Raw genomic sequence first — 21,578 nt, 5'->3', positions numbered from 1 at the left:
CGTACTATCAGCCAGTACGATAAATCCGGAATTTATCCACTTACGATCACTGTCTGATATCCTGCGCGTTTGAGTTTTCTTTCCATTGCCGCGGCTTCATCTAATGTGGGATATGTTCCCACTGTGACTCTGTAGAGTCCGTTATCCTGACTTGTCACTGCCGGAAAATCCTGTTCGAGAAGTTCCTGCTGGAGCCGGTCTGCGTAGGCCCCGTTGCGGAAAGCGCCGGCCTGGACAGTATAGGAACCGGGCACAGATACTTCACCGGTCATCTGCAGGGTATCGAGGATCCCTTCTGCGATGGCAAGAGCAATATCATTGAAATTATTGTCGAAAAGCATATTGTCTGTGTCGGAATTGATGAAACCAAGCTCGACAAGTACGGCTGGCATGCGCGTACGTCTGAGGATGACGAGACCGGGCCGTTCCTTGACGCCCAGATTGGTAAAGCCGACGGCTTCGAGCTGTTCATTTATGTTCTCTGCCATCTCCAGCTTGATGCCTGATTTATCGTAGACGAGCGATTCGACTCCGGAATAAGTGTTCGGTTCAGGGCTGGAGTTACGGTGGATAGATATAAAGAAATCAGCACCTGCCTGATTGGCTTCCATTGCTTTTTGGTAAGGGGACTCATAGACGTCCGTAGTGCGTGTGTAGAGGACATCGAGTCCCCGTTCCTGAAGGAGCTCTCCGACGGCAAGAGTAAGCGCGAGCGTATCGTCTTTTTCCTGTCTGCCGTTGTATAACGCTCCCGGATCGCGGCCCCCGTGTCCTGCATCCAGCATGATTGTATAGGGCATAATTTTTATTCCTTTTCCGTTTTACTCTATAACATAATATGCAGGAAAAGAAAAAGGGTGACCGTTTTAGCGGTCACTCCTGTCTCTTGATCTTTATTCCTCATTTTTATCTTCACCGGCTGTATTTTGGCCATTGCTGCTTTTGTCAGCATCATTATCATCAGTTGCGTTTTCCCTGTCTGAACTGTCAACTTCCGGTTTTTCCGGCAGATATACATGTACGCTCTCAATACGGTTTTTGTCAAGTGTCTCCACGACCAGACGGATTCCGTCTTCGGTTGTGACTTCGTCGTTTAGTTCGGGCAATCTGTCAAGATGTTCTATAATAAAACCGCCCAGCGAGTCATAATCCTCTGAAGAAAATTCTGTCTGAAGCCGTTCATTTACGTCGTCAAGATTCATGGCGCCTTCAATGACATATTCACGGTCAGAGAGCTGGTAGAACTGGTCTTCCTGCTCGTCATATTCGTCATGGATCTCGCCCACGATTTCCTCGAGAATATCTTCAAGTGTGATCAGCCCGGCCATCTCGCCGTACTCGTCCAGAACAATCGCGATGTTAAATGTAGATTCACGCATTTCTACGAGAAGCTCCGATATGCTCTTGTATTCGTAGGTAAAATGCGGCTTCCTCATAATATCGCGGACATTAAAGGACTCGTCACGGTCATACAGGAGGAGATCTTTCATATTAATAATACCGACGATATTGTCCTGTGAATCCTCGTAGACAGGCAGCCGGGTAAATTTATCCTCACGGAATATACCGATCAGTTCCTCATAGGTGCTGTTCACATCAGCAAAGGTAACATGGACTCTCGGGACCATGATATCCTTCGCATTGGCGTCTCCCAGATCGAACACATTGTTGATCATTTCCTTCTCGTCAGATTCGATGACCCCGCGTTCATGGCTGACATCCACGATGGTCCTGAGTTCTTCTTCAGTCATACTTTTTCTGGCCGCAGAAGGATCTACTCTCAGGAGCATCATAAAGCCCCGGGAGAACAGATTGATGATAAATATAACAGGAGTCATTATTGTCATGAAGAATTTAATGACCCCGATATAGCGCATAGAGATCTTTTCGGCATTGATCGTCGCATAGTTTTTGGGCGTAATCTCTCCGAAAACGAGGATTGCGACCGTGAGCACTGCCGTGGCAATGCTGACCATATATCCGCCGAACGCGTATGCAAGTGTTGCTGATAGTGAAGATGCAGAGATGTTTACGATATTATTGCCGATTAATATGGCGCTCAGCATCTTGGAAGTATGATTCTCTGTAATATCAAGAACCATCGCAGCCCGTTTGTTTCCGTCATCGGCGAGAGAGCGGAGCCGTATCTTATTTACGGTCGTGAGCGCCGTCTCGTTTGATGAGAAAAATGCTGAGAGCATAAGAAGAATGATCAATATGATAAATTGAAAGGTGTCACCAGAGTCCACTGTAATTTTTCCACTCCTTTATCTGATACAGTGCGTCTGATCTGACGCTGAAAAATTTAGAGATACCGCTACATTATACACTGAATCCGTCTGTTTTGCAAGAAACGAGATTTGCATCTCCTCTATTTCCGTACCAGTTCAGCACGCATCATTCGCAAAGCCGCACTAACGTGCTTACTGCGGCTGCGCTGCTTCTTTGCTCATAAACTGTTGCTTTACATCGTTCACAGGTTGGATTATAATAGTGTGATGCAAAGAATTATGAAATGGAGTAGAATGTATGAACCTGTATAATGAACTTTGTTCCATCATCGGAGAAAATAATGTCCTGAGAGATGAACCGATGTCGAGTCACACTACATTCCGGATCGGCGGACCGGCGGATTATTTTGTCATGCCTTCGTCTGCCGGAGAAATCAGGAGGATCACGGAGTTATGTACGGATCAGAAGATCCCGTATTATGTAATAGGAAACGGAAGCAATCTTCTGGTGGGAGATAAAGGTTACCGGGGCGTCATCATACAGGTTTTTAAAAATATGAGAGACATACAGGTCGAAGGAGAAACAGTCAGAGCCCAGGCTGGAGCCCTGTTGTCAAAGGTGGCTGCCGCTGCATATGAGGCGGAGCTTGAGGGATTTGAGTTCGCGTCGGGGATACCCGGCACGCTCGGCGGCGCGGTGCGCATGAACGCCGGCGCATACGGCGGCGAGATCAAACATGTCCTGAAGAGCGCGGAAGTACTGACTCCGGAGGGAGAAGTGCTGACGCTTTCAGCCGAGGAGATGAAGCTGGGGTACCGGACGAGTATTGTATCAAAGATGGATTATGTAGTACTTGGAGCAGAACTGTCCCTGAAGAAAGGGAAGAAAGAAGAAATCCGTGCAAAGATGGATGAACTGAAGGAAAAAAGAGTCTCAAAGCAGCCGCTCGAGTACGGAAGCGCCGGAAGCACGTTCAAGAGGCCGGAAGGATATTTTGCCGGAAAGCTGATCGAGGACGCGGGCTTGAGAGGATTCCGGGTGGGAAATGCCCAGGTATCTGAAAAACACTGCGGATTTGTGATCAATCTTGGCGGCGCGACTGCCAGGGAAGTATCGGAACTGATGGAGAGCGTGGTCCGCAAGGTCGAGGCCGCCTCAGGAGTGCGGCTGGAGCCGGAAGTAAAGAGGATAGGAGAATTTTAACCGATGCGTTTTGTAATCGTTACAGGAATGTCGGGAGCCGGGAAGACGACGGCTCTTAAAATGTTAGAAGATATGGGATATTTCTGCGTGGATAATCTGCCGATCCCGCTGCTCACCCGTTTTGTGGAGATGTTCAGCGAGCCGGAGGAAGAGGTGAAGAAGATCGCTCTGGGGCTCGACGTCCGGGGAGGACAGGACTTCACCGGTCTGCAGGAAGTGCTCGACGAGATGGACGAGAAGCAGACCAGCTATGAGATACTCTTTCTGGATGCCCAGGACGATGTGCTGATCAAGCGTTATAAGGAGACCAGGAGACAGCACCCTCTGAGCGGTTCCGGAAGAGTAGATACCGGCATTGCCAAAGAGCGTGAGAAGATCATGTTCCTGAAGATGCGTGCCACATATATTCTCGATACAAGCAAGATGCTGACAAGAGAGCTGAAGCTGGAACTGGAGAAGATATTCGTAAAGGGCGAAAGTTTCTGTAATCTGTACATCACAGTGATGTCGTTCGGATTTAAGTACGGTATCCCCCAGGATTCGGATCTTGTCTTCGACGTTCGTTTCCTGCCAAATCCGTATTATATAGATGAACTGAGAGAGAAGACGGGAAATGATCCGGAAGTCCAGGACTACGTGATGGAAAATGATAAAGCGAGAGAATTTCTCGATAAACTGACGGATATGGTTGATTTTCTCATACCGAATTATATTCTGGAGGGGAAAAACCAGCTCGTCATCGCGATCGGCTGTACCGGCGGAAAGCACAGGTCTGTGACTCTGGCCAATGCCCTCTATCAGAAGCTGGGCAGTCAGGAAAATTACGGGGTCCGCATCGAACACAGGGATATCGGCAAAGATGCGATCACAAAAAGAAAAGAGTGAGAACATGTCTTTTTCTGGAAGAGTAAGGGAAGAGCTTGCGGGAAATATCAGTACGGCAAGACATTGCCAGATAGCAGAACTGGCCGCATTTATCGGTTTGTGCGGCACGATTATTTTTAATCGTTTTGACCGCTGCAGCATAAAAATCCATTCGGAAAATTTCCTTGTTGCAAGAAAAGTCTTTACATTGATAGAAAAAACATTTAATATTAGAACTGATATCTCTGTGAGGAGAAACATTGCGAAACAAAGTGTGTCATATGCAGTCGTTGTAAAACGGCATCAGGACGCATTTCGCATACTTCAGGCGACGAAAATGATCAGTGAACCCCAGGGGGATTCAGGTGATATTCATCCATTCAGTCCTCTTGTGACACAGCAGACATGCTGCAGGAGGGCATTTCTGCGCGGCGCATATCAGGCGGCCGGCTCCATGAGCGATCCGAAGAAATCTTATCATTTCGAGATCGTCTGTTCCCTGCCGGAAGCGGCGGAGCGGATTCGTGAAGTGATCTGCAGCTTCGGACTGGACGCCAAGATCGTGAGACGCAAGAAATCGTATGTCGTGTATCTGAAAGAAGGCTCCCAGATAGTAGATATTCTTAATGTAATGGAAGCGCACGTATCCCTGATGGAGCTTGAAAATGTCAGGATACTGAAAGAAATGCGTAATTCTGTAAACAGGAAGGTGAACTGCGAGACTGCCAACATTAACAAGACTGTGTCGGCGGCAGTAAAACAGGTTGAGGACATTACATATCTCAGAGATACGGTGGGATTTGACCACATGCCGGATAATCTGGTGGAAGCTGCAGTAGCCCGCCTCGAAAATCCTGATGCAACTCTGAAAGAACTGGGAGAGATCCTTGATCCCCCCGTAGGTAAGTCCGGGATCAACCACAGACTGCGAAGACTCAGCGAGATGGCAGACAAGGTAAGGCAGGAACAAGGAGGATTATTATGATTAAAACACCTGTTGTAGTTAAGACAGAAGAAGGATTTGACGGCAGACCGATTGCTCTGCTTGTACAGGAAGCAAGCCAGTATGCGAGCAAAGTGTACATTCAGATCGGCGAGAAAAATATCAACGCGAAGAGTATCATGGGAATGATGAGCCTGAGCCTTGCAGACGGTGAAAAGATCACCGTAGTTACTGAGGGTGAGGATGAGAAGAAAGCCGCAGAGGGAATCAGGGAATTTTTCGCAACAAATGTAAAATAACTCAGGGTGAAAGTATCCAGCCGGTTTACCGGTGAGATTCAGATAAAGAAATGACGTTGAAAATGAGAGGGCTGTGCGATGTGTGCAGCCTTTTTTGACGAAAGATCAGGATTATATAAACAAGTGGGGAGGATGCAGATTATGAAAAAAATGCTGTTTATCTATAATCCAAATGCGGGTACAGGAACGCTGAAACCAAAGCTGTCGGATATACTTGATGTTTTTACAAAAGCAGGATATGAGGTGACAGTCTACCCGACACAGAAGTCTCATGACGGCGCTGAGAAGATGTTGTCCTGTCCGGAGGGATATGATCTGATCGTCTGCAGCGGGGGCGACGGCACGCTGGATGAGGTAGTGACGGGTATGCGGATGCGTTCGTATCAGGCTCCTCTCGGTTATATCCCGGCCGGGACGACCAATGATTTCGCTTCCAGCCTCGGTATTCCGAAAGACATCCTCGCGGCGGCGGACACGGCGGTGAACGGCATGCCGTTTCCGTGCGATGTGGGTACATTTAATGATGATTACTTTATCTACATTGCGGCATTCGGGCTCTTTACCGACGTCTCCTATGAGACAAAGCAGAGTATGAAAAATATCCTCGGACATCTTGCATACGTGCTGGAGGGGGCAAAAAGGATCTTCAATATCCCATCTTATAAGATCCGCGTAACCCACGATGGTGAGGAAATTGAAGATGAATTTATCTATGGTATGGTGACAAATTCCAGATCGGTGGGAGGATTTAAAGGAATCATAGGAACAGATGTCGTATTCGACGACGGCGAGTTCGAGGTGACGCTCATCAAGACACCGAAGAATCCGATGGAACTTAATGACCTGCTCGGAGCGATCATGCTGAAACAGATCAACCCTGACCGTATGTATTCCTTCAAGTCGGGATGCGTGCGGTTCGAATCTATGGAAGCAATACCGTGGACGCTGGATGGAGAGTACGGCGGCAGTCACGAAGAAGTTACCGTGAGAAATAACCGCCAGGCCCTTCAGATCATGGTGAAACAGGAAGTGGCGGCAGGACTCTCGGCAGAAAAAATGGCGGAAGAGCAGGCATAAAAGTATCTTCTGTCGGCAGATTCTTATGCAAGCATAAATCCGCTTCCTGTTGTCAGATGGCTGAACTGGTAAAAAATAGTAACAGTTCAGCACGCGCCATTCGTAAAACCGCACTTCGTGCTTACCGCGGCTGTCACCGCTGTTTTACTCATTGACGGGCGCTCAGCTCATCTGACTGCCAGTCGGCGGCTTCTTATGCAAGCATAAATCCGCCTCCTGTTGTCAGATGGCTGAACTGTTGCAAAAAAATACAAAAATTTTAAAAAAGTACTTGCATCTTACGGATGCATATGATATAGTAATATTCGCTGTGAGGGACAACACACAGCGAATAGAAAAAAGGCTCCGTGGTCAAGCGGTCAAGACGCTAGCCTCTCACGCTGGAATCAGGGGTTCGATTCCCCTCGGAGTCACTGAATGAGTTCCCGAAAGTACTTGAAGTTCAAGTGTTTTCGGGATTTTTTCTTTTTACTGAATTTGAAAAAGAAGTATAAAAAAGTGGGGGACGGATATATTCATCTTATAGAAGGAGAGCAGACTCAATGAATAGGAAGAAAAGATGGATACTAGCTGTAATACTTATTCTCGCAGTTCTGGCTGCTTATGTCCTGGTCAGTCTCTGGGTCTCGACAAATTATATCGTGGTCAGGGAATATACCGCAGATACCGGAAAAAGTGAGACCGGTTTTCGGGCGGCAGTTTTCTCGGATCTTCATGATCACAGATTCGGCGGGGATAATGAGAAACTGGCGGAAGAGATACGCCAGACAGAGCCGGACGTCATTATTATGGACGGGGATATGCTCAATGCGGAGTCCGAAGACGCATCTGTCCCGCTGGAACTGATCGGCCTCTTGAAAGATACGGCGCCGGTCTATTATGCCCTTGGCAATCATGAACTCGACTATATGGAAAACGGTCATTCTGAACTTATAGAAGAGCTGGAAAATGCAGGCGCGGTCGTTCTGGATAAGAGCTATGTGGATATCGAGATAAACGGAACTAAAGTCCGCCGTGGCGGTCTGTACGATTATGCTTTCGGGCTGAACGGAAATAATGACGCAGCGGCTGCTCCGGACGATATCCGCAGTTTCCTGCAGGATTTCCAGAATACGGACAGTCTGAAGATCATGCTTTCCCACCGGCTGGACAGCTTCATTTTCGGCGATGCCAGCAAAGTCTGGGATGTGGATCTGGTGATCAGCGGGCACAATCACGGAGGTCAGGTTGTCATTCCGTTTCTGGGCGGCCTGTACGGCGGCGACCAGGGCTGGTTCCCGGAATACGTGCACGGAATGTATCAGAAAGATAATCTCCTTCTGTTCGAGACGAGCGGGCTGGGGAGCGATAAGCAGAAGCTGCCGAGGTTCAATAATCCGCCGGAGGTGGCAGTGCTGACGATAAAATAATTCAGGTTTAGATATTGCATCACAGCGCGGAGTGGTGTAAAATGTCTTTGTAAGTTTTGATTTTAAAGGGAAAAAAAGAATGAAAGTACAGAAGGAATTTGTTTTACGGGAGATTGCAGGAGACTATGTGATAATTCCAACCGGAAAAACAGTACTGACATTTAATGGCCTGATAACAGTAAATGAAGTAGGTGCAGATCTCTGGAAGATGCTTCAGTCTGAAGTTACCTTCGGTGATTTGCTGAAAGGCATCCTGGAGATATATGACGTAGATGAAGAGACAGCAAAGGAAGATATACAGGAGTTTTTAGATACATTGATTGAGGGCGGCATACTGGATAAACCGGAGGAAACAGAAGAATAGCATAAATGTATGAGGTAACAGCAATGCGGCTGTGTGATGAAAAAGATTCATTACATGGCCGTGTTTTCTTTTTGCGAGAAAAATGCGGTTAGAATCGCGAGTCAGATAAATTCGGAAATTTTTCTGACTCATAACCATACTTTTCCGTTCGATGGCCACTCTTTTCCGGGATATGAAAAATCGCCACCTGCGATGAAGTGACGATTTATGTTCTGGTATTTTGTTATCGGATGAGCCAGCCGTAATCCTTGCGGCAGTCAAGAATATATTCGACATATACAGTATCGTCCTGGATTTGATAAAGAACTAGATACCATTTTTCAATGAACATCCGGTGATATTTATTCGGTGTGATATACAGTTCTTCAAAAAACGGGAAACGCTGCGGCAGTCTGCTGAGGGAGCGCAATGAGGTCATAATCTCGTTCTTTTTCGCCGCCGCTGCCTCTTTATTGACTTGTGCCATAAAGCGGATGTGCGCGCCTAACATCCGTTTTGCTCTGTCAGAAACAACGACTTTATATTTTCTGTTTTCATCCATAGGCTATACCTCTGCAATCACTTCGTTGAGATAGTCATCCAGTTCTTCCAGAGTGCAGCCGCATCTTCCTGCAATCCTGTCCTCCTCAACTGCCAGAAGCTCTTCGCGAAGCTTCAGCATCTTTTCCCTGCGGTTAAAAGTTTCGATATCCATTACGACTAAATCACCCTCACCGTTTTTGGTAAGAAAGACAGGCTCTGCGGTTTTTCTGCACAATTCTGCAATCTCGTTGTAATTCTGCCGGATTGCTGCGGACGGACGGATATTCATAATGACACCTCCTAGTATAAGGTTTGTATTTGATAGTAGTATTCTAATAGTATTGTATTTGAATTATGCTATTTGGTCAAGGTTTCAGCAAACATATTTCTGATGAGATAGTTTAACATTCTTTTCATTTACTATTGCATAATGAAGTGTGGTATCGATCTGTGTGTGGCCAAGCAGTTTCTGGAGCTGTTCGATAGGCATTCCTTTTTCGATGGCCATAGTAGCCATGGTTCTGCGAAACTTGTGAGGATGGACATGGTGGACATGTGACGCATCGCCAAGTTTGGCAAGAAAACGTTCGACCCCGGCGATAGAAAGGCGGTTCCAGGGGGAATGAAGCCCTACAAAAAGCGCGCAGTTGCTATCACTTCGTTCAGCCAGATACTGCTGAAGATGGATTTTTGTCTTGGCGTCAAAATATACCCGCCGTTCTTTATCACCTTTCCCGAGAACAACACATTCCCTGCTGTTAAAATTGATATCGGACCGATTCAAATTAACCAGTTCGCCCACACGGATACCGGTGGAAATCAGAAGATCGATAATCGCCAGAACTCTGGGGTGGCGGCACTGGTCTCTCAGACTTTCCAGATTCTCATCAGTCAGAGTTTCTTTGACAAACTGCGTTGCCTTAACTTTGTGAATACGGCGGACCGGACTCTTAGAAATATAATCTTCATCCTCAAGCCAGATAAAAAAGGAAGACATGATCCGTCGGATATTATCCATGGTTACTTTGCTGGAATTTCTTTTATTCTGATATCTATATAAATAGAAACGAATATCATCTGTTTCAATCTCACATACGTTTTTTTGAATTGAATTGATCATTTTCAGCAGTGTTGAAGAGTAATACTTTAATGTGTTTTCAGAGCATCCTTCAATCTTTTTGGCGGCAATGAAAAGATTCAGAAGCTTCATGTTCGTCTGCTGTGCCTGTTCGGAAAGAGCGCCGGAGTCGTCAGGGATATTAAATTGACGAAATACTTTCTGAAGAGTTGTCCGGAGCAACTGATTCTGTTCAGCGGTAAGGTGTTCGTTCATCAGATCACAGATCTCGTTGATTAGTGTTGTTTTCATGAGTAACCTCCTTTAGTTTAGAAAATTAGTGTGCAGTGGGCGTAAGTCCCTATATTATCAAAAATACTTCAAATCTATAAAATCGACACAGGAAACCGGTTAAAACAGTTGAGATATGTTAAAACAGTGTAAAAACCATGAATATTTTACGAAGAAAATGTGAAAAAATGAATAAAATATAATACTTTTGTATGAGGTATCGAAACGGCGTAGTGGTATAATTATTAAGATTCCAAAAGTATGCAGTAAATTGCAAAGTTCAGTCAGATAAATTGCCATTTATCTGACTGGAAGGATGCCGATAAATCAATCCGGTACACATAGTATGGACAGAAATTGTACTAAAAGAATCAAAACGAAAAGGAATTAAATAAATTTATGAAAAAGGAATATCAAAAACCTGTTGTGGCTTGCACTGATATAAATAAAGGAAAAATTATCTCTAATTCAGAGGAGTATGAGGATAAAATGCGCCATCAAAGCTGGATGACGAAGGGAAAAGGACGAGAGATCATATGGCTTTTGGCAGAAAAATTCCGTACAAATCCTGAATTTATTTATCGGGAGATTGCGGGGGAATTTGTTTTAATTCCCAGCGGAGAGACAGCAAGACAGTTCAACGGTCTGGCTTCCTTAAATAAGACTGGAGTCTTTTTGTGGAAACTTCTGGAGCAGGAACGTACGCTTAAGGAATTGAGTATAGCTTTTGCCGAAGAATATGAATTAACAGAAGAACAGAGTCTGGAGGACGTGACAGCATTTCTGGAACTGGCTCTTACAAGAAAGCTCATTATCCGGAGCTGATACGGCTGTCCATTGCGAACAGCAATTTCATAATAGAAAAATAAGCAGATGAAGGAGGAGATCATTATGAAAAACAAAATATCCAAACGTATCCTCGCGGGGATTCTTACGTTTGGAATGGCAGCATCACTGATGCCGGCGACAGCGTTTGCGGCGACAGATGTTGATGTGGATCCCGGAAGCGGCACGCTGCCGGTAGAGTATTTCAGCAGCACGATGTACCGTTGGGATGAAGCTGCGGCAAATAGAGCAACGGCAGAAGCTGACCGGACAGAGGGAGAATACTATCAGCAAACAACTGTGCGGTATAATGAGGTGGCTGCACAGGAGACGAGCAAGTACAGAGAAACCAGTTATTTGCATAAAGTAGGAGAGGATTATTATCCGGTTTATTATACCCGGGTAACTGACCGCTATTGGGAATGGGGATGGCACTACGAAACAACTTACACCCTCTATTACTTCAATGGCAATTCCTATGAGGAGATCGGCCAGACGACAAATGGTAATACGACGATTACCCTCTACAGACTGCAGCAGGGCGGCTACGAGGGCAAGGGATTTTACTTTACCAACTCCGATAATAAACCTGAAGATCAGTATGTTCCGTCCTTCAGTAAATGGAGCAGTACGAACCAGAACTATTACATTTATTCCGGTCTGGCAGCTTCAGACCTGGATGAAAGCAGCAATGCTCCCTTTAGTGATAATGTAAATGCGGCAAACTTATTTGCTTCTGAAAATAACGAGTACACAGATGTTTATAGTAACGTACAAGTTCCCTTTGTCTATGATGAGGCTACCGGTTACTATGAACTGAACAGCGATAAATGGGCGGTGTACTTTGAAAATGGACAAGCCTCATCCAATGAGGAAATGACTATTGCGGACAAGCCGGTATCCTTCTCTGCCGATACCCCGAAGAGCCCTATGTGCGGCTTTCAGCCGTTCGAAGATGTCAGCAGTCAGACCCAGAGGGCATATATGGGCACCTCGGCAGATGAGGATCAGCAGACTACATCATATACATTAAGTGATAATAAACCTACATATGGTTTCGGTATGGTTACGTCCGTTGATTTCCAGATGACAGACGATGGAAAAGACGCAGAGGGAAATCCGATTGAATTCTCCTTCTCAGGCGATGACGATGTGTGGGTATATGTTGATGGGGTACTGGCTCTGGATATCGGAGGAACCCATGACGCGATTACCGGTACGATTGATTTCTCCACAGGCGATGTGACTCTGACGGCAGAGAAATATGGTAAAGTAGGCGATAAAGCAACAGATTCCAGCCTCAGCAATCCTTCAGAAGATTCTTTGAGCCAGACCAATCTGTATACTGCTCTTGGTACGACGCTGACGGGTTTTGCTTCCCAGGGAAGTCATAAGCTGACAATTTATTATATGGATCGTGGACAGGGCGCTACAAACTGTCTGATCAGATTCAACCTGCCCCAGAGAGACACGGTTTCTGTCACGAAAGAAATTTCTCAGGCAAAGGATAATGAGGGGAATAAGTCGCCTCTGACAGATGCGGAACAGGCGTCCATCGATAATGTTAACTTTGGATTTACCATTTATGAGGGTGAGACTGCTCTTGCCAATAAGACATATTATATATACGAAAATGGTGAGCTGATAAGAACCGCTTCTACGAACAGCAGAGGACATTTTACACTGCAGAATAATCAGGAAGCAAGGTTCATTGTAGATATCAGTGAAGAAGGAAAAGCTTATCATGTTGTGGAAGACGGCCTGCTTGAATCAGGTTATAAAGAACCGGAGTACTCCTACAGTTCAAACATCAGAGGGGCAGAAGTTACAGAAGAAGCGAGCGGCTTTACAGGGATGACAGTGCAGGCAAGCGGTTCTTCGACTGCCGCAGATTCCATTTCCTTTGTATGCGAGAACTTCCTGGACAAAAACCTTCCGAATCCCGGAGCAGCACTTGCCGACGATACATATGTGATCGATTACGGCCTGCCTGTTAAGCTGGAAAATGTCATGGAAAATGATGTCTGGCGCGGAGAGACTGCAAAGATAACAAAGGTTGAAGAAATCGGAGAGTACATCAGTGAATCAGGCAAATACGGGGAAACTGTTTTGAATGACGACGGCTCTATTACATATACTTTGACAAAACCTCTGGACAGGGTGGTTACTCTTCAGTATACCGTACAGATTACCGGTTCAGGAAATACGGGAGACACAGAAACATCTAAAACAATAGAAAAAACTGCTAACATTTATATCATTCCGGCAACATCCATGTATTATGAAGAGAATTTTTCCGATATGGTTACATATAGGAATAACCTTGAATGGAAAGATATAAAAGACGGAAATGAATACGGAGCATATCAGGAGGAAGGCGAAGTAGGAACAGCCTCTGACAGTACGTATGGAACAGATGCGGTTTATCTGAACAACGTCGGTGACAGTTATGGTACATCAAAATATGTATCAACTGCAAATTATGCAACGCAGTTTTCTTATGAATTTACCGGTACGGGTACGGCAATTTACAGCCGCATCTCTACAGACAGTCCGTATATCAAAGTAGAGATTACAAAAGACGGTGAAAATGTAGACCGCCAGTATATTGATATGCGTATGATCGGAAATATTGCTACAAACACAACGCTGTACAATATCCCTGTATATAACAACAGCGGACTTGATTATGGTACATACGAAGTGACAGTGACCGTATACAAGGCAAACACTCCGGTAAACGGAATAGTAGATGGGACTGGCAATTTGATCACAGGCAGCGACAAGTCCGGCTCAGAATTCTATCTGGACGGCATCAGAGTATATCAGCCGGTAGTAAATGATGACAGAGCAGAAAGCGCGTATGCATCTGATGGAGAGAGTAATATTGCGCTGATCAATATCAGGTCCAAGATTGCCGCGGACAAGGAGATCGGTTTAGGAGGCGACAGCTTTGTTACATTGACGGATATAAATGACAATATCCAGAATCCGGAAGATTATACCAGTATTGGACCGAATGAGGAGCTCTATTTGAATGAAGGAGACTATACGGCATCCTTCTGTCTGCTCAACTGGGATTCACAGAGATACAATCTGTATCTGGGTATGAAGACGCCGGGAAATAATACGGCTTCCGTTCAGGTCGGCGGCAGAACAGTCAGTCTGAATAACAGCGCGGACTGCTATTATGATGTCAGTGATTATGTAACAGTAGAGATGCTCGATCTGGATGAAGACGGAACAGAGGAAACTGCGCTTGGAACTCTTACAATCAGCAATGCAACCGGTCTTGTCAGCCTGACAAATATTAAGGTGACCGGGGTAGACGAGTTTGATATCGGTTATTCAGAGGATATTGAAGGGGGAGATATTGAGGCGCAGACCCTTTATCTTCTGCCGTCCAACTATTCCTTTACAGATGACTCAGATGAGGAACCGGCAGACGATGCGGCAGTTTTCGAGCCGGAGCGTTTTGATGTGCATGTGAACTACGCAAAACTGACCAAGAAGGCAACGGTCAATGCTGCAACATCTAAGGATGTAGCTTATATCACAATAGACGGTGAGAGGGTTGACCCGGGAGTAGCAGGAAACACCTATTCCTTCGCTCTGAGCTTTAAAAAAGTAACAAAAGGAACAACCTATGAGGTTATTGCATACAATGCGGACGGCGTTGCAAGTGAACCTATAATAGCCGTAGCCGAATAAGGAGGGGAAAAGGAAATGAAAGCAGGTTATGAAAAGCCGACGGTTGAGTTTGATGAATACGAGCTCAATACAGCGATTGCGGCGGGATGCCAGACGAAGGTCAGTCTTGGGCCTGGAGATGATACACATCCGGTCTGCGAGGAATATGAACCAGATTTCGGACCACAGACATATGCCAGATCACTGCCGCTCAATTTCTACGAGGACAGCTGTACATGTTATCTGAGCGCTGGTGTAGGAACTCTGATGATATCTTAAAAACTTAGCTTGATAAAAAGTGTTCAGAAAAACGGGCCGGTATGGCAGTGATGCCTGCCGGCCCTGTTTTCAGCTTCGGATATTTTTATGCAGGGAGCGGGAGATGGAAAGTACAACATATGAAGTCAACCTTTTACTGGGCAGGCTGTGTATACAATTGATTTCAGAAGTTCCCCTGTCCGTTACAGATGAGATCCGGACATTTTGTACAGATACTGGACAGGCAGATATAACGGTTTATGTCAGAGTAATGAAACAAAAATTCAGGCTGCCACAGCGGATGGTTGGGGAGGACCTGCTGCTTGAGTATTATTATGAGAATGGATATTTTCTGGCCGCTGCGAAGAGAGGAACAAAAGGGAGTGCGGCGGTGACGGTCTATACGCCGGACTTTTCTGAAATTGTGTTTTACCTTAATGAAGAAGAGTTCCCGGGAATGATCCGCAGGGTGAGCAAGATCCTGCAGTTGTTCCCTGTCCGGCAGGTACTGGCAAAATATCAGGCGCTGGTCCTGCATTCAAGCCGGATTCTCACGGGCGGAAAAGCTGTGATTTTTACTGCGCCGAGCCAGACGGGAAAGACGACGCAGGCCAGGTTGTGGAATCAATACACAGATGCAGAGATTGTCAGTAATGACAGGGCACTGATACAGAAAGAAGAGAGGACATTTTATACGACCGGTTATCCGGTAGACGGCAGCGATCCGGTCTACAGCAGTCGGAAACTTCTGCCGGGCGCTGTTGTTGTACTGCGCCAGGGGGTGGAAAACCAGGTGGAACGTCTGACGATTCGGAAGGCACTGAAATATCTGATGGAACAGACAGTTGCAGATATATGGAATGCGGAGGAAATAGGAATTCTGCAGAATCTTTGGCTGGATTTTATGGAAGCGTATCCCGTTTATCTGCTGACCTGTACGGCGGATCGCAGGGCAGTCCTCTGTATGAAAGAGCAACTAATGAAAGATGGGGTGATACCGTATGGCGTCAATTAAAGACAGACTTTATAAACAGGCGACAAAGGACCGCGTGCCTCTGACCGGTGCCTTTGAACTGAGTCCTCTGTGTAATTTCAACTGTAAAATGTGCTATGTTCGCAGAAATGCGGAGGAAGCAGAGCGTGAAGGCGGAGTAAGACCTTTGGAATTCTGGCTGGATGCTGCCAGGCAGGCAAAAGAAGCGGGAACAATATTCCCGCTCCTGACCGGCGGCGAGACATTTCTTTATCCGCATATCAGGGAACTGTATGAGGCGATGTGTGAAATGGGGATGCAGGTCAGCATCAATTCAAACGCAAGCTGCATCACAGAAGAAATCTTACAGTGGCTGAAGAAAACGCCGCCCACGCGCATCAATATCACATTGTACGGCGGAAGCAATGAGAGCTACGGCAGACTCTGCGGTGATCCCCATGGATTCGATAAAGTCAGACGGGGCGTAGAACTGTTGGCGGAAAATGGAATCCGCTTTCAGTTTAACTGCAGCCTGACGCCGGATAATGCGGCGGATCTGGAAAAGATGTCGGATTTTGCCAACGAGTATGGTCTGGGGCTTCGTCTGGCAACCTATATGTTCCCTCCTGTCCGGCGCACCGGGCAGAGCGGGAATTACGAAGGGCGCTTTACTCCGGAGGAAGCGGCATATTATCAGGTGCTGAACGACTGGAGGCAGCTCCCTCCGGAGCGTTTCGCCGTTCTGGCCCGCAACGCCCGGCATTTCACCGAACTGACTCCGGAAATCCTTGCGGAAGCCGCTGCAAAGCCGCCCCGGGAGATGGGATGTCTGTCGGGGAGGTGCAGCTACTGGGTAGACTGGCAGGGGAACTTAAGCGGCTGCGGGATGATGGATATCCCGAAGATCAGTCTGAAGGATTACACGCTGAAGGAGGCGTGGCAGAAAGTGGTAGACTGGACGGAGCAGCTGCGCTACAGTCCGGTGTGCGCAAACTGTGTAAACAGGTCCGTGTGCTTTTCCTGTGCGGCGATGGTTCATAATGAGACCGGTTCCTTTGACGGCCGGCCGGTCTATCTCTGCGAGAAGGCAAAATACGCGGCAAAGTATTATAAAGAATTTCTGGAAAAGCTGCCGGAAGACGTTCTGGCTTCCGTTCCGGAAAGTTAAGCAGATGGAGGAAAAGAGGTAAAGATGGCAAAAAAACAGATGAAGCGCCTGCTTGCAGGCATGCTGTCCGCTGCAATGGTGATGAGCGGCAGTTCGGTTTCGGCACTGGCGGCAGGTGAGGCGGTGAAGGATACGCCGGGAACTGTGGCGGGGCCGGAAGAGACAGTTCCGGTCTCTTCCGGTACGGTTACAGGAAGGGAGAGCAATTTTAACAGCGGCTGGAAATTTTATCTGGGGGACAACAGCAGCGCGTCCGGTGCAGGATTTGATGATTCCGGATGGGAGGAAGTGACGCTTCCCCATGATTTCAGCATCAGTCAGGATTTCACAACATCCGGGGAGGCGGAGAGCGGTTTCCTTCCGGGCGGGACGGGATGGTATCGTAAGAGCTTTACACTTTCAGAAGCGGAAGCAGGGAAACGGGTCGTTTTAAGCTTTGACGGTGTGTATTCAGACGCTTATGTGTATGTGAACGGGAATTATGTGGGAGAGAACCACTATGGATATTCTTCCTTCGCCTTTGATATTACGGACTATGTGACCTGCGACGGGACGACGGAAAATGTGATTGCAGTGAAAGCTGTAAACGACATACCGTCGAGCCGGTGGTATTCCGGAAGCGGAATCTACCGGGATGTGACTCTGACCGTTACGGATCCGGTCCATGTGGCATATAACGGAACGTATGTGACTACGCCCGATATCGCAGAGGGTAAGGGTACCGTCCGGACAGTGGTGGAAGTAAGCAATGAGAGCGGCAGCGATGCAGAAGTGACGGTGAAGAACACGGTATATGAGCATACAGATATCGCAGGGAGCGGTAAGGTGGAAGAAACCGCGGCGGTTTCGGATACTGTGGAAAATGTCATGGCCCTGAAAGCAGGGGAGACAGCGGAGGTTACAGCAAGTCCGGTCGTGGGCAGTCCGAAGCTGTGGAGTACCGATGAGCCGAACCTGTATACGGTCCGCACGGAGGTCTATGTGGATGGAGCGCTGACAGACACTTACGATACTGAATTCGGCTTCCGGTGGTACAGCTTTGAGAGCGGGAAGGGATTCTTCCTGAACGGAGAAGCTCTCAAACTCAACGGAGTGTGTATGCATCATGATCAAGGTGCGGCCGGATCAGCGGCTTATTATGATGCTATGCACCGGCAGCTTGTCTCTATGAAAGAGATGGGCGTCAATGCCGTCCGCACAAGCCACAATCCGGCGGATGAGGACTTTATTGATATCTGCAATGAACTGGGACTGCTGGTTGTTGAAGAGATTTTTGACGGATGGGTTGAGGCGAAGAACGGAAACAGCAGTGATTTCAGCAGATATTTCAATGTCAGCCTGAACGGGGATAATGAGACGCTTGGCGGCGGCAGCGACATGACCTGGGCGGAATTCGCGGCAAAATCTGTGGTGCGCCGCGACCGCAATGATCCTTCCGTAATCCTGTGGTCACTGTGCAATGAGGTGCAGGAGGGAACATACTGGACCCAGGTGGGAAGCTATGCTTCCATTGCACAGAATCTGATCAACTGGATCGAAGAGGAGGACGAGAGCCGCCCGGTGACAAGCGGAGACAACAACCGGGGCGGAGACAGCAGACTGGTGGCAGTACTCAATACCATTCTGGCCAATGGCGGAGTGGTCGGGTTTAATTATGCCAATACGGCGGATTCCCTTGCCGGTCTGGCAGAACAGTACGGCGGCGTGATTATTGCCAGTGAAACTTCATCGGCCACCAACAGCCGGGGAATCTATTCCTCGCAGGCAGATAATGCGGATGCAGACGGAAAGCTGCACCTGACAAGCTATGATACATCCTCCGTAAGCTGGGGAATTCCGGCGCACGAGTCCATTTACAATACGATGGTCAACGACAGCGTGGCAGGAGAGTTTGTGTGGACCGGCTGGGATTATATCGGGGAGCCTACTCCATGGAACGGTACAGGCAGCGGATCGGTTTCCCGTCAGGGAGCAGTGCCGAACAGCAGTTATTTCGGTACGGTAGATACAGCGGGATTCGAGAAGGATACCTATTATCTCTACCGCAGTCAGTGGAATCAGGACAGCACGACGCTGCATCTGGTTACAGCCTGGGACAGTGAAAATATGATGTATGCGGAAGGAAATAAGACTCCTGTGGTCATTTACAGCAATGCTCCGATGGTAGAGCTGTACCGGAACGGTGAACAGATCGGCACTGCAGTGCGGACAGTACATACGACTGAGGCGGGCCATACATACTACACATATACGGCGGAGAGTGAAAATGAGGATATCTGTACCGCAGTGGCTGCTTCAGGTTCCGAAAGTCTCTATGCCACGTTCAATGTTGCGTATGAAAATGGGACGATTTCGGCAGCTGCTTTCGATGAAAACGGAAATGAGATTACGGAAACAGCCGGAAAGAGTACAGTAACTACACCGGGGACTCCTGACCGGCTTCAGGTGACGCAGAGTAAAGAAATGATCTGTGCAGACGGACAGAGTCTGGTATATATTGAAGTGGAGATTCAGGATACAGACGGAAACCTGGATACCACGGCAGTGAACACGGTCAGCTTCAGTCTGTCAGGAAATGGAGAAATCCTGGGAGTGGATAACGGAGACCAGGCGACGACGGAAAAATATCAGCAGAAGAGCGTCCTGGAGAGCGGGACAGCCGCCCATATCGCGGCCTATGCAGGAAAAGCTGCTGCGATTGTGCGGTCCACGGATGAGGCAGGCAGTTTTACAGTGGACGTGTCAGCGGACGGTCTGAGCGGAAAGAGCGTGACGGTTATGACAACTGCTGCAGACAGCGGCGCGGAACAGGAAGGACTTGTCAGCTACACAATGGTGAGAGATTACAGCGTCCGGGCAGGAACAAAGCCGGAGCTGCAGACGGCAGCCGCCGGAAATCTTGCAGACGGCGCCATTGCGGAAGGGACAGTTGAATGGGAAGAAATCCCCGCTGAAATCTACAATACTGCCGGTGATTATACGGTAAACGGTCTCCTTTCCTTCCCTGATCTTGACGGGCAGGAGAAGATTGCGGTTACGGTGCGGCTGCACGTGATCGATGATGTGGCAGTGCTGAGAAACATTTCCACGGTGACCGCAGAGGGAACGGCTCCCATTCTGCCGGATACGGTGAGGGGAGTTCTGGCGGACGGAACTGTTGCCGGTGAATTTGCCGTGACATGGGAGGACACAGATGCAGAGGACTTCAGCACAGCGGGGGATATCGTGACTGTGAACGGCACGGCGGTCATTATCGGGGAAGAGACGCTGCCGGTTACCTGTACGGTGCGTGTGGCGGAGCCTGTAAACAGCAGCAGTACCAATGTGGCTCCGAATGTTTCCAGTCTGACCCAGAATATCGATCCGGCTTACCAGTCTGACAATCTGAATTCAATTATCAACGGCGTAACAGATTTTGCGGATAATACGAATGAGCGGTGGACGAACTGGAACAACCGGACAAACAGTGCTTCTGCTGTCCTGACATTTCAATGGGCTACAGCACAGCTTCTGGACAGCTGCAATTTGTACTACTATTATGACAGCTGCGCGTCCGAACCTGAGTCAGTGGAATTCCAGTATTCACTGAACGGAACAGATTTTATCACGGTCGGTTACACCAGTGAACTGATTCAGTCCGATGCTCTGGGGGCAGAGTACAGATATACGTTTGATTCGGTGATCAATCCGGTAGCTGTACGGATCGTTCTGACTCAGAAAAACGGAACCAGCGGCGCCAGCTGTGTGGGGATTATCGAGGCAGAGATGATGACGTATGCGGGCACTGTGGAATATAACAGTTCTGCCGCATTATCAGGCATTTCCGTGGATAACACAGAGATCAGCGGCTTTGATCCGGATATCTATGAGTATACGGCAGCCGGAGAGAAGGTGGCAGCGGCTACAGACGTCAATGCGGGAATTACGGTGCTGCCGGTATATACAGACGGAATAGTACGTATCCTCACAGTTTCCGAAGACGGCAGCGAGACGAGGATCTATGCGGTTTCTCTGAAAAAATCTGAAGAGCTCCTGAGGCCGGAAGTATCACTGGGCGTCTCTCAGGGGAAAGACGGGAAAATAAAACTGACAGGAAACTTCGAGGGCTATCAGAACAGCAGCGGCTATTACACCGTTACCGGTCATGGCTTCCTTTATATGACCAAAGCCCGGCTGGGGGCCAAGTCGATGACTGCGAATACTGCCGGCCGGACGAAGGTCAGCGTCAGGAGCTGGGCTTCTGACGGCTCCTATACCTATAGTATGACGCCAAAGAGTCCGGGGACAAAATATGTAGTCCGGGCATACCTGACTTATACAAACGAAGCAGGAAAAACAGTATATGTTTATTCAGCGCCGCTGCTTGTCAGTTACGATTCGTTGGCAGAATAGACCCGGATAAG

At 47.7% G+C, this 21,578-nt stretch carries 18 protein-coding genes and 1 tRNA gene; 14 read left to right on the top strand and 5 right to left on the bottom strand.

Annotated features, from left to right (window positions below):
* Nucleotides 1–32: 32 nt before the first annotated feature.
* Together FNY66_RS09915 and FNY66_RS09910 are read right to left on the bottom strand one after the other, a co-directional pair.
* On the bottom strand, nucleotides 33–800 hold the full coding sequence (locus FNY66_RS09915) for an N-acetylmuramoyl-L-alanine amidase (protein ID WP_150311033.1): 768 nt from the start codon (nucleotides 798–800) through the stop codon (nucleotides 33–35).
* Nucleotides 801–893: 93 nt separating this feature from the next.
* The gene (locus FNY66_RS09910; RefSeq protein WP_087151848.1) at nucleotides 894–2,249 is read right to left on the bottom strand and encodes an HlyC/CorC family transporter; all 1,356 of its coding nucleotides are present in this window, start codon (nucleotides 2,247–2,249) and stop codon (nucleotides 894–896) included.
* Between the two features lie 280 nt (nucleotides 2,250–2,529).
* Between FNY66_RS09910 and murB the strand changes: the two genes are divergently transcribed.
* The 8 genes from murB to FNY66_RS09870 all read left to right on the top strand — a co-directional run bounded on the left by murB (nucleotide 2,530) and on the right by FNY66_RS09870 (nucleotide 8,391).
* A complete protein-coding gene (gene murB / locus FNY66_RS09905; protein WP_087151847.1) occupies nucleotides 2,530–3,435 on the top strand; it encodes a UDP-N-acetylmuramate dehydrogenase in 906 nt (301 codons plus the stop codon).
* 3 nt (nucleotides 3,436–3,438) lie between these two features.
* The gene (gene rapZ / locus FNY66_RS09900) at nucleotides 3,439–4,320 is read left to right on the top strand and encodes an RNase adapter RapZ (protein ID WP_087151846.1); all 882 of its coding nucleotides are present in this window, start codon (nucleotides 3,439–3,441) and stop codon (nucleotides 4,318–4,320) included.
* 4 nt (nucleotides 4,321–4,324) lie between these two features.
* Nucleotides 4,325–5,284 carry a DNA-binding protein WhiA gene (gene whiA, locus FNY66_RS09895; protein WP_087151845.1) on the top strand — a complete coding sequence of 320 codons (960 nt, stop codon included), beginning with the start codon at nucleotides 4,325–4,327 and terminating at the stop codon, nucleotides 5,282–5,284.
* Entirely contained in the window at nucleotides 5,281–5,541 is a 261-nt protein-coding gene (locus FNY66_RS09890; RefSeq protein WP_087151844.1) for an HPr family phosphocarrier protein, read from the top strand. Before whiA ends, FNY66_RS09890 begins: the two co-directional genes overlap by 4 nt.
* Before the next feature lie 141 nt (nucleotides 5,542–5,682).
* The gene (locus tag FNY66_RS09885; protein WP_150311032.1) at nucleotides 5,683–6,618 is read left to right on the top strand and encodes a diacylglycerol/lipid kinase family protein; all 936 of its coding nucleotides are present in this window, start codon (nucleotides 5,683–5,685) and stop codon (nucleotides 6,616–6,618) included.
* Nucleotides 6,619–6,959: 341 nt separating this feature from the next.
* Nucleotides 6,960–7,031: transfer RNA gene (locus FNY66_RS09880), tRNA-Glu, on the top strand.
* A gap of 129 nt (nucleotides 7,032–7,160) precedes the next feature.
* Nucleotides 7,161–8,027 carry a metallophosphoesterase gene (locus FNY66_RS09875; protein WP_150311031.1) on the top strand — a complete coding sequence of 289 codons (867 nt, stop codon included), beginning with the start codon at nucleotides 7,161–7,163 and terminating at the stop codon, nucleotides 8,025–8,027.
* Between the two features lie 79 nt (nucleotides 8,028–8,106).
* Nucleotides 8,107–8,391, top strand: a complete 285-nt coding sequence (locus FNY66_RS09870) for a PqqD family protein (RefSeq protein ID WP_150311030.1) — start codon at nucleotides 8,107–8,109, stop codon at nucleotides 8,389–8,391.
* A gap of 223 nt (nucleotides 8,392–8,614) precedes the next feature.
* Here the strand turns inward: FNY66_RS09870 and FNY66_RS09865 are convergent, their stop codons facing one another.
* The 3 genes from FNY66_RS09865 to xerA form a co-directional block, all read right to left on the bottom strand.
* Nucleotides 8,615–8,932: a type II toxin-antitoxin system RelE/ParE family toxin gene (locus FNY66_RS09865; RefSeq protein ID WP_150311029.1), complete on the bottom strand. Its 318-nt coding sequence runs from the start codon at nucleotides 8,930–8,932 to the stop codon at nucleotides 8,615–8,617.
* Nucleotides 8,933–8,935: 3 nt separating this feature from the next.
* Entirely contained in the window at nucleotides 8,936–9,202 is a 267-nt protein-coding gene (locus FNY66_RS09860) for a type II toxin-antitoxin system prevent-host-death family antitoxin (protein ID WP_150311028.1), read from the bottom strand.
* 84 nt (nucleotides 9,203–9,286) lie between these two features.
* Nucleotides 9,287–10,282, bottom strand: a complete 996-nt coding sequence (xerA, locus tag FNY66_RS09855) for a site-specific tyrosine recombinase/integron integrase (protein ID WP_150311027.1) — start codon at nucleotides 10,280–10,282, stop codon at nucleotides 9,287–9,289.
* A 378-nt stretch (nucleotides 10,283–10,660) separates the two neighbouring features.
* On the opposite strand from xerA, the gene FNY66_RS09850 reads away from it, so the two are divergent.
* From FNY66_RS09850 to FNY66_RS09825, 6 genes are all read left to right on the top strand, one after another.
* Nucleotides 10,661–11,086 carry a PqqD family protein gene (locus FNY66_RS09850; RefSeq protein ID WP_229409488.1) on the top strand — a complete coding sequence of 142 codons (426 nt, stop codon included), beginning with the start codon at nucleotides 10,661–10,663 and terminating at the stop codon, nucleotides 11,084–11,086.
* A gap of 66 nt (nucleotides 11,087–11,152) precedes the next feature.
* Nucleotides 11,153–14,797, top strand: a complete 3,645-nt coding sequence (locus FNY66_RS09845) for a PA14 domain-containing protein (protein ID WP_150311026.1) — start codon at nucleotides 11,153–11,155, stop codon at nucleotides 14,795–14,797.
* Between the two features lie 15 nt (nucleotides 14,798–14,812).
* Nucleotides 14,813–15,055, top strand: coding sequence for a hypothetical protein (locus FNY66_RS09840; protein WP_150311025.1), 243 nt, complete (start codon nucleotides 14,813–14,815; stop codon nucleotides 15,053–15,055).
* A 103-nt stretch (nucleotides 15,056–15,158) separates the two neighbouring features.
* Entirely contained in the window at nucleotides 15,159–16,049 is an 891-nt protein-coding gene (locus FNY66_RS09835) for a hypothetical protein (protein ID WP_150311024.1), read from the top strand.
* Nucleotides 16,036–17,175 (top strand): radical SAM protein, encoded by a 1,140-nt coding sequence (locus FNY66_RS09830; RefSeq protein WP_150311023.1) that lies wholly within the window; start codon nucleotides 16,036–16,038, stop codon nucleotides 17,173–17,175. The genes FNY66_RS09835 and FNY66_RS09830 overlap by 14 nt, the downstream gene beginning before the upstream one ends.
* 24 nt (nucleotides 17,176–17,199) lie before the next feature.
* Nucleotides 17,200–21,567 (top strand): glycoside hydrolase family 2 TIM barrel-domain containing protein, encoded by a 4,368-nt coding sequence (locus FNY66_RS09825; RefSeq protein WP_150311022.1) that lies wholly within the window; start codon nucleotides 17,200–17,202, stop codon nucleotides 21,565–21,567.
* The last annotated feature ends 11 nt before the right edge of the window (nucleotides 21,568–21,578 follow it).

This window comes from Mediterraneibacter catenae (assembly GCF_008691045.1).
Taxonomy (GTDB): domain Bacteria; phylum Bacillota; class Clostridia; order Lachnospirales; family Lachnospiraceae; genus Mediterraneibacter; species Mediterraneibacter ornithocaccae.
This window is presented reverse-complemented; position numbering and strand designations above follow the sequence as displayed.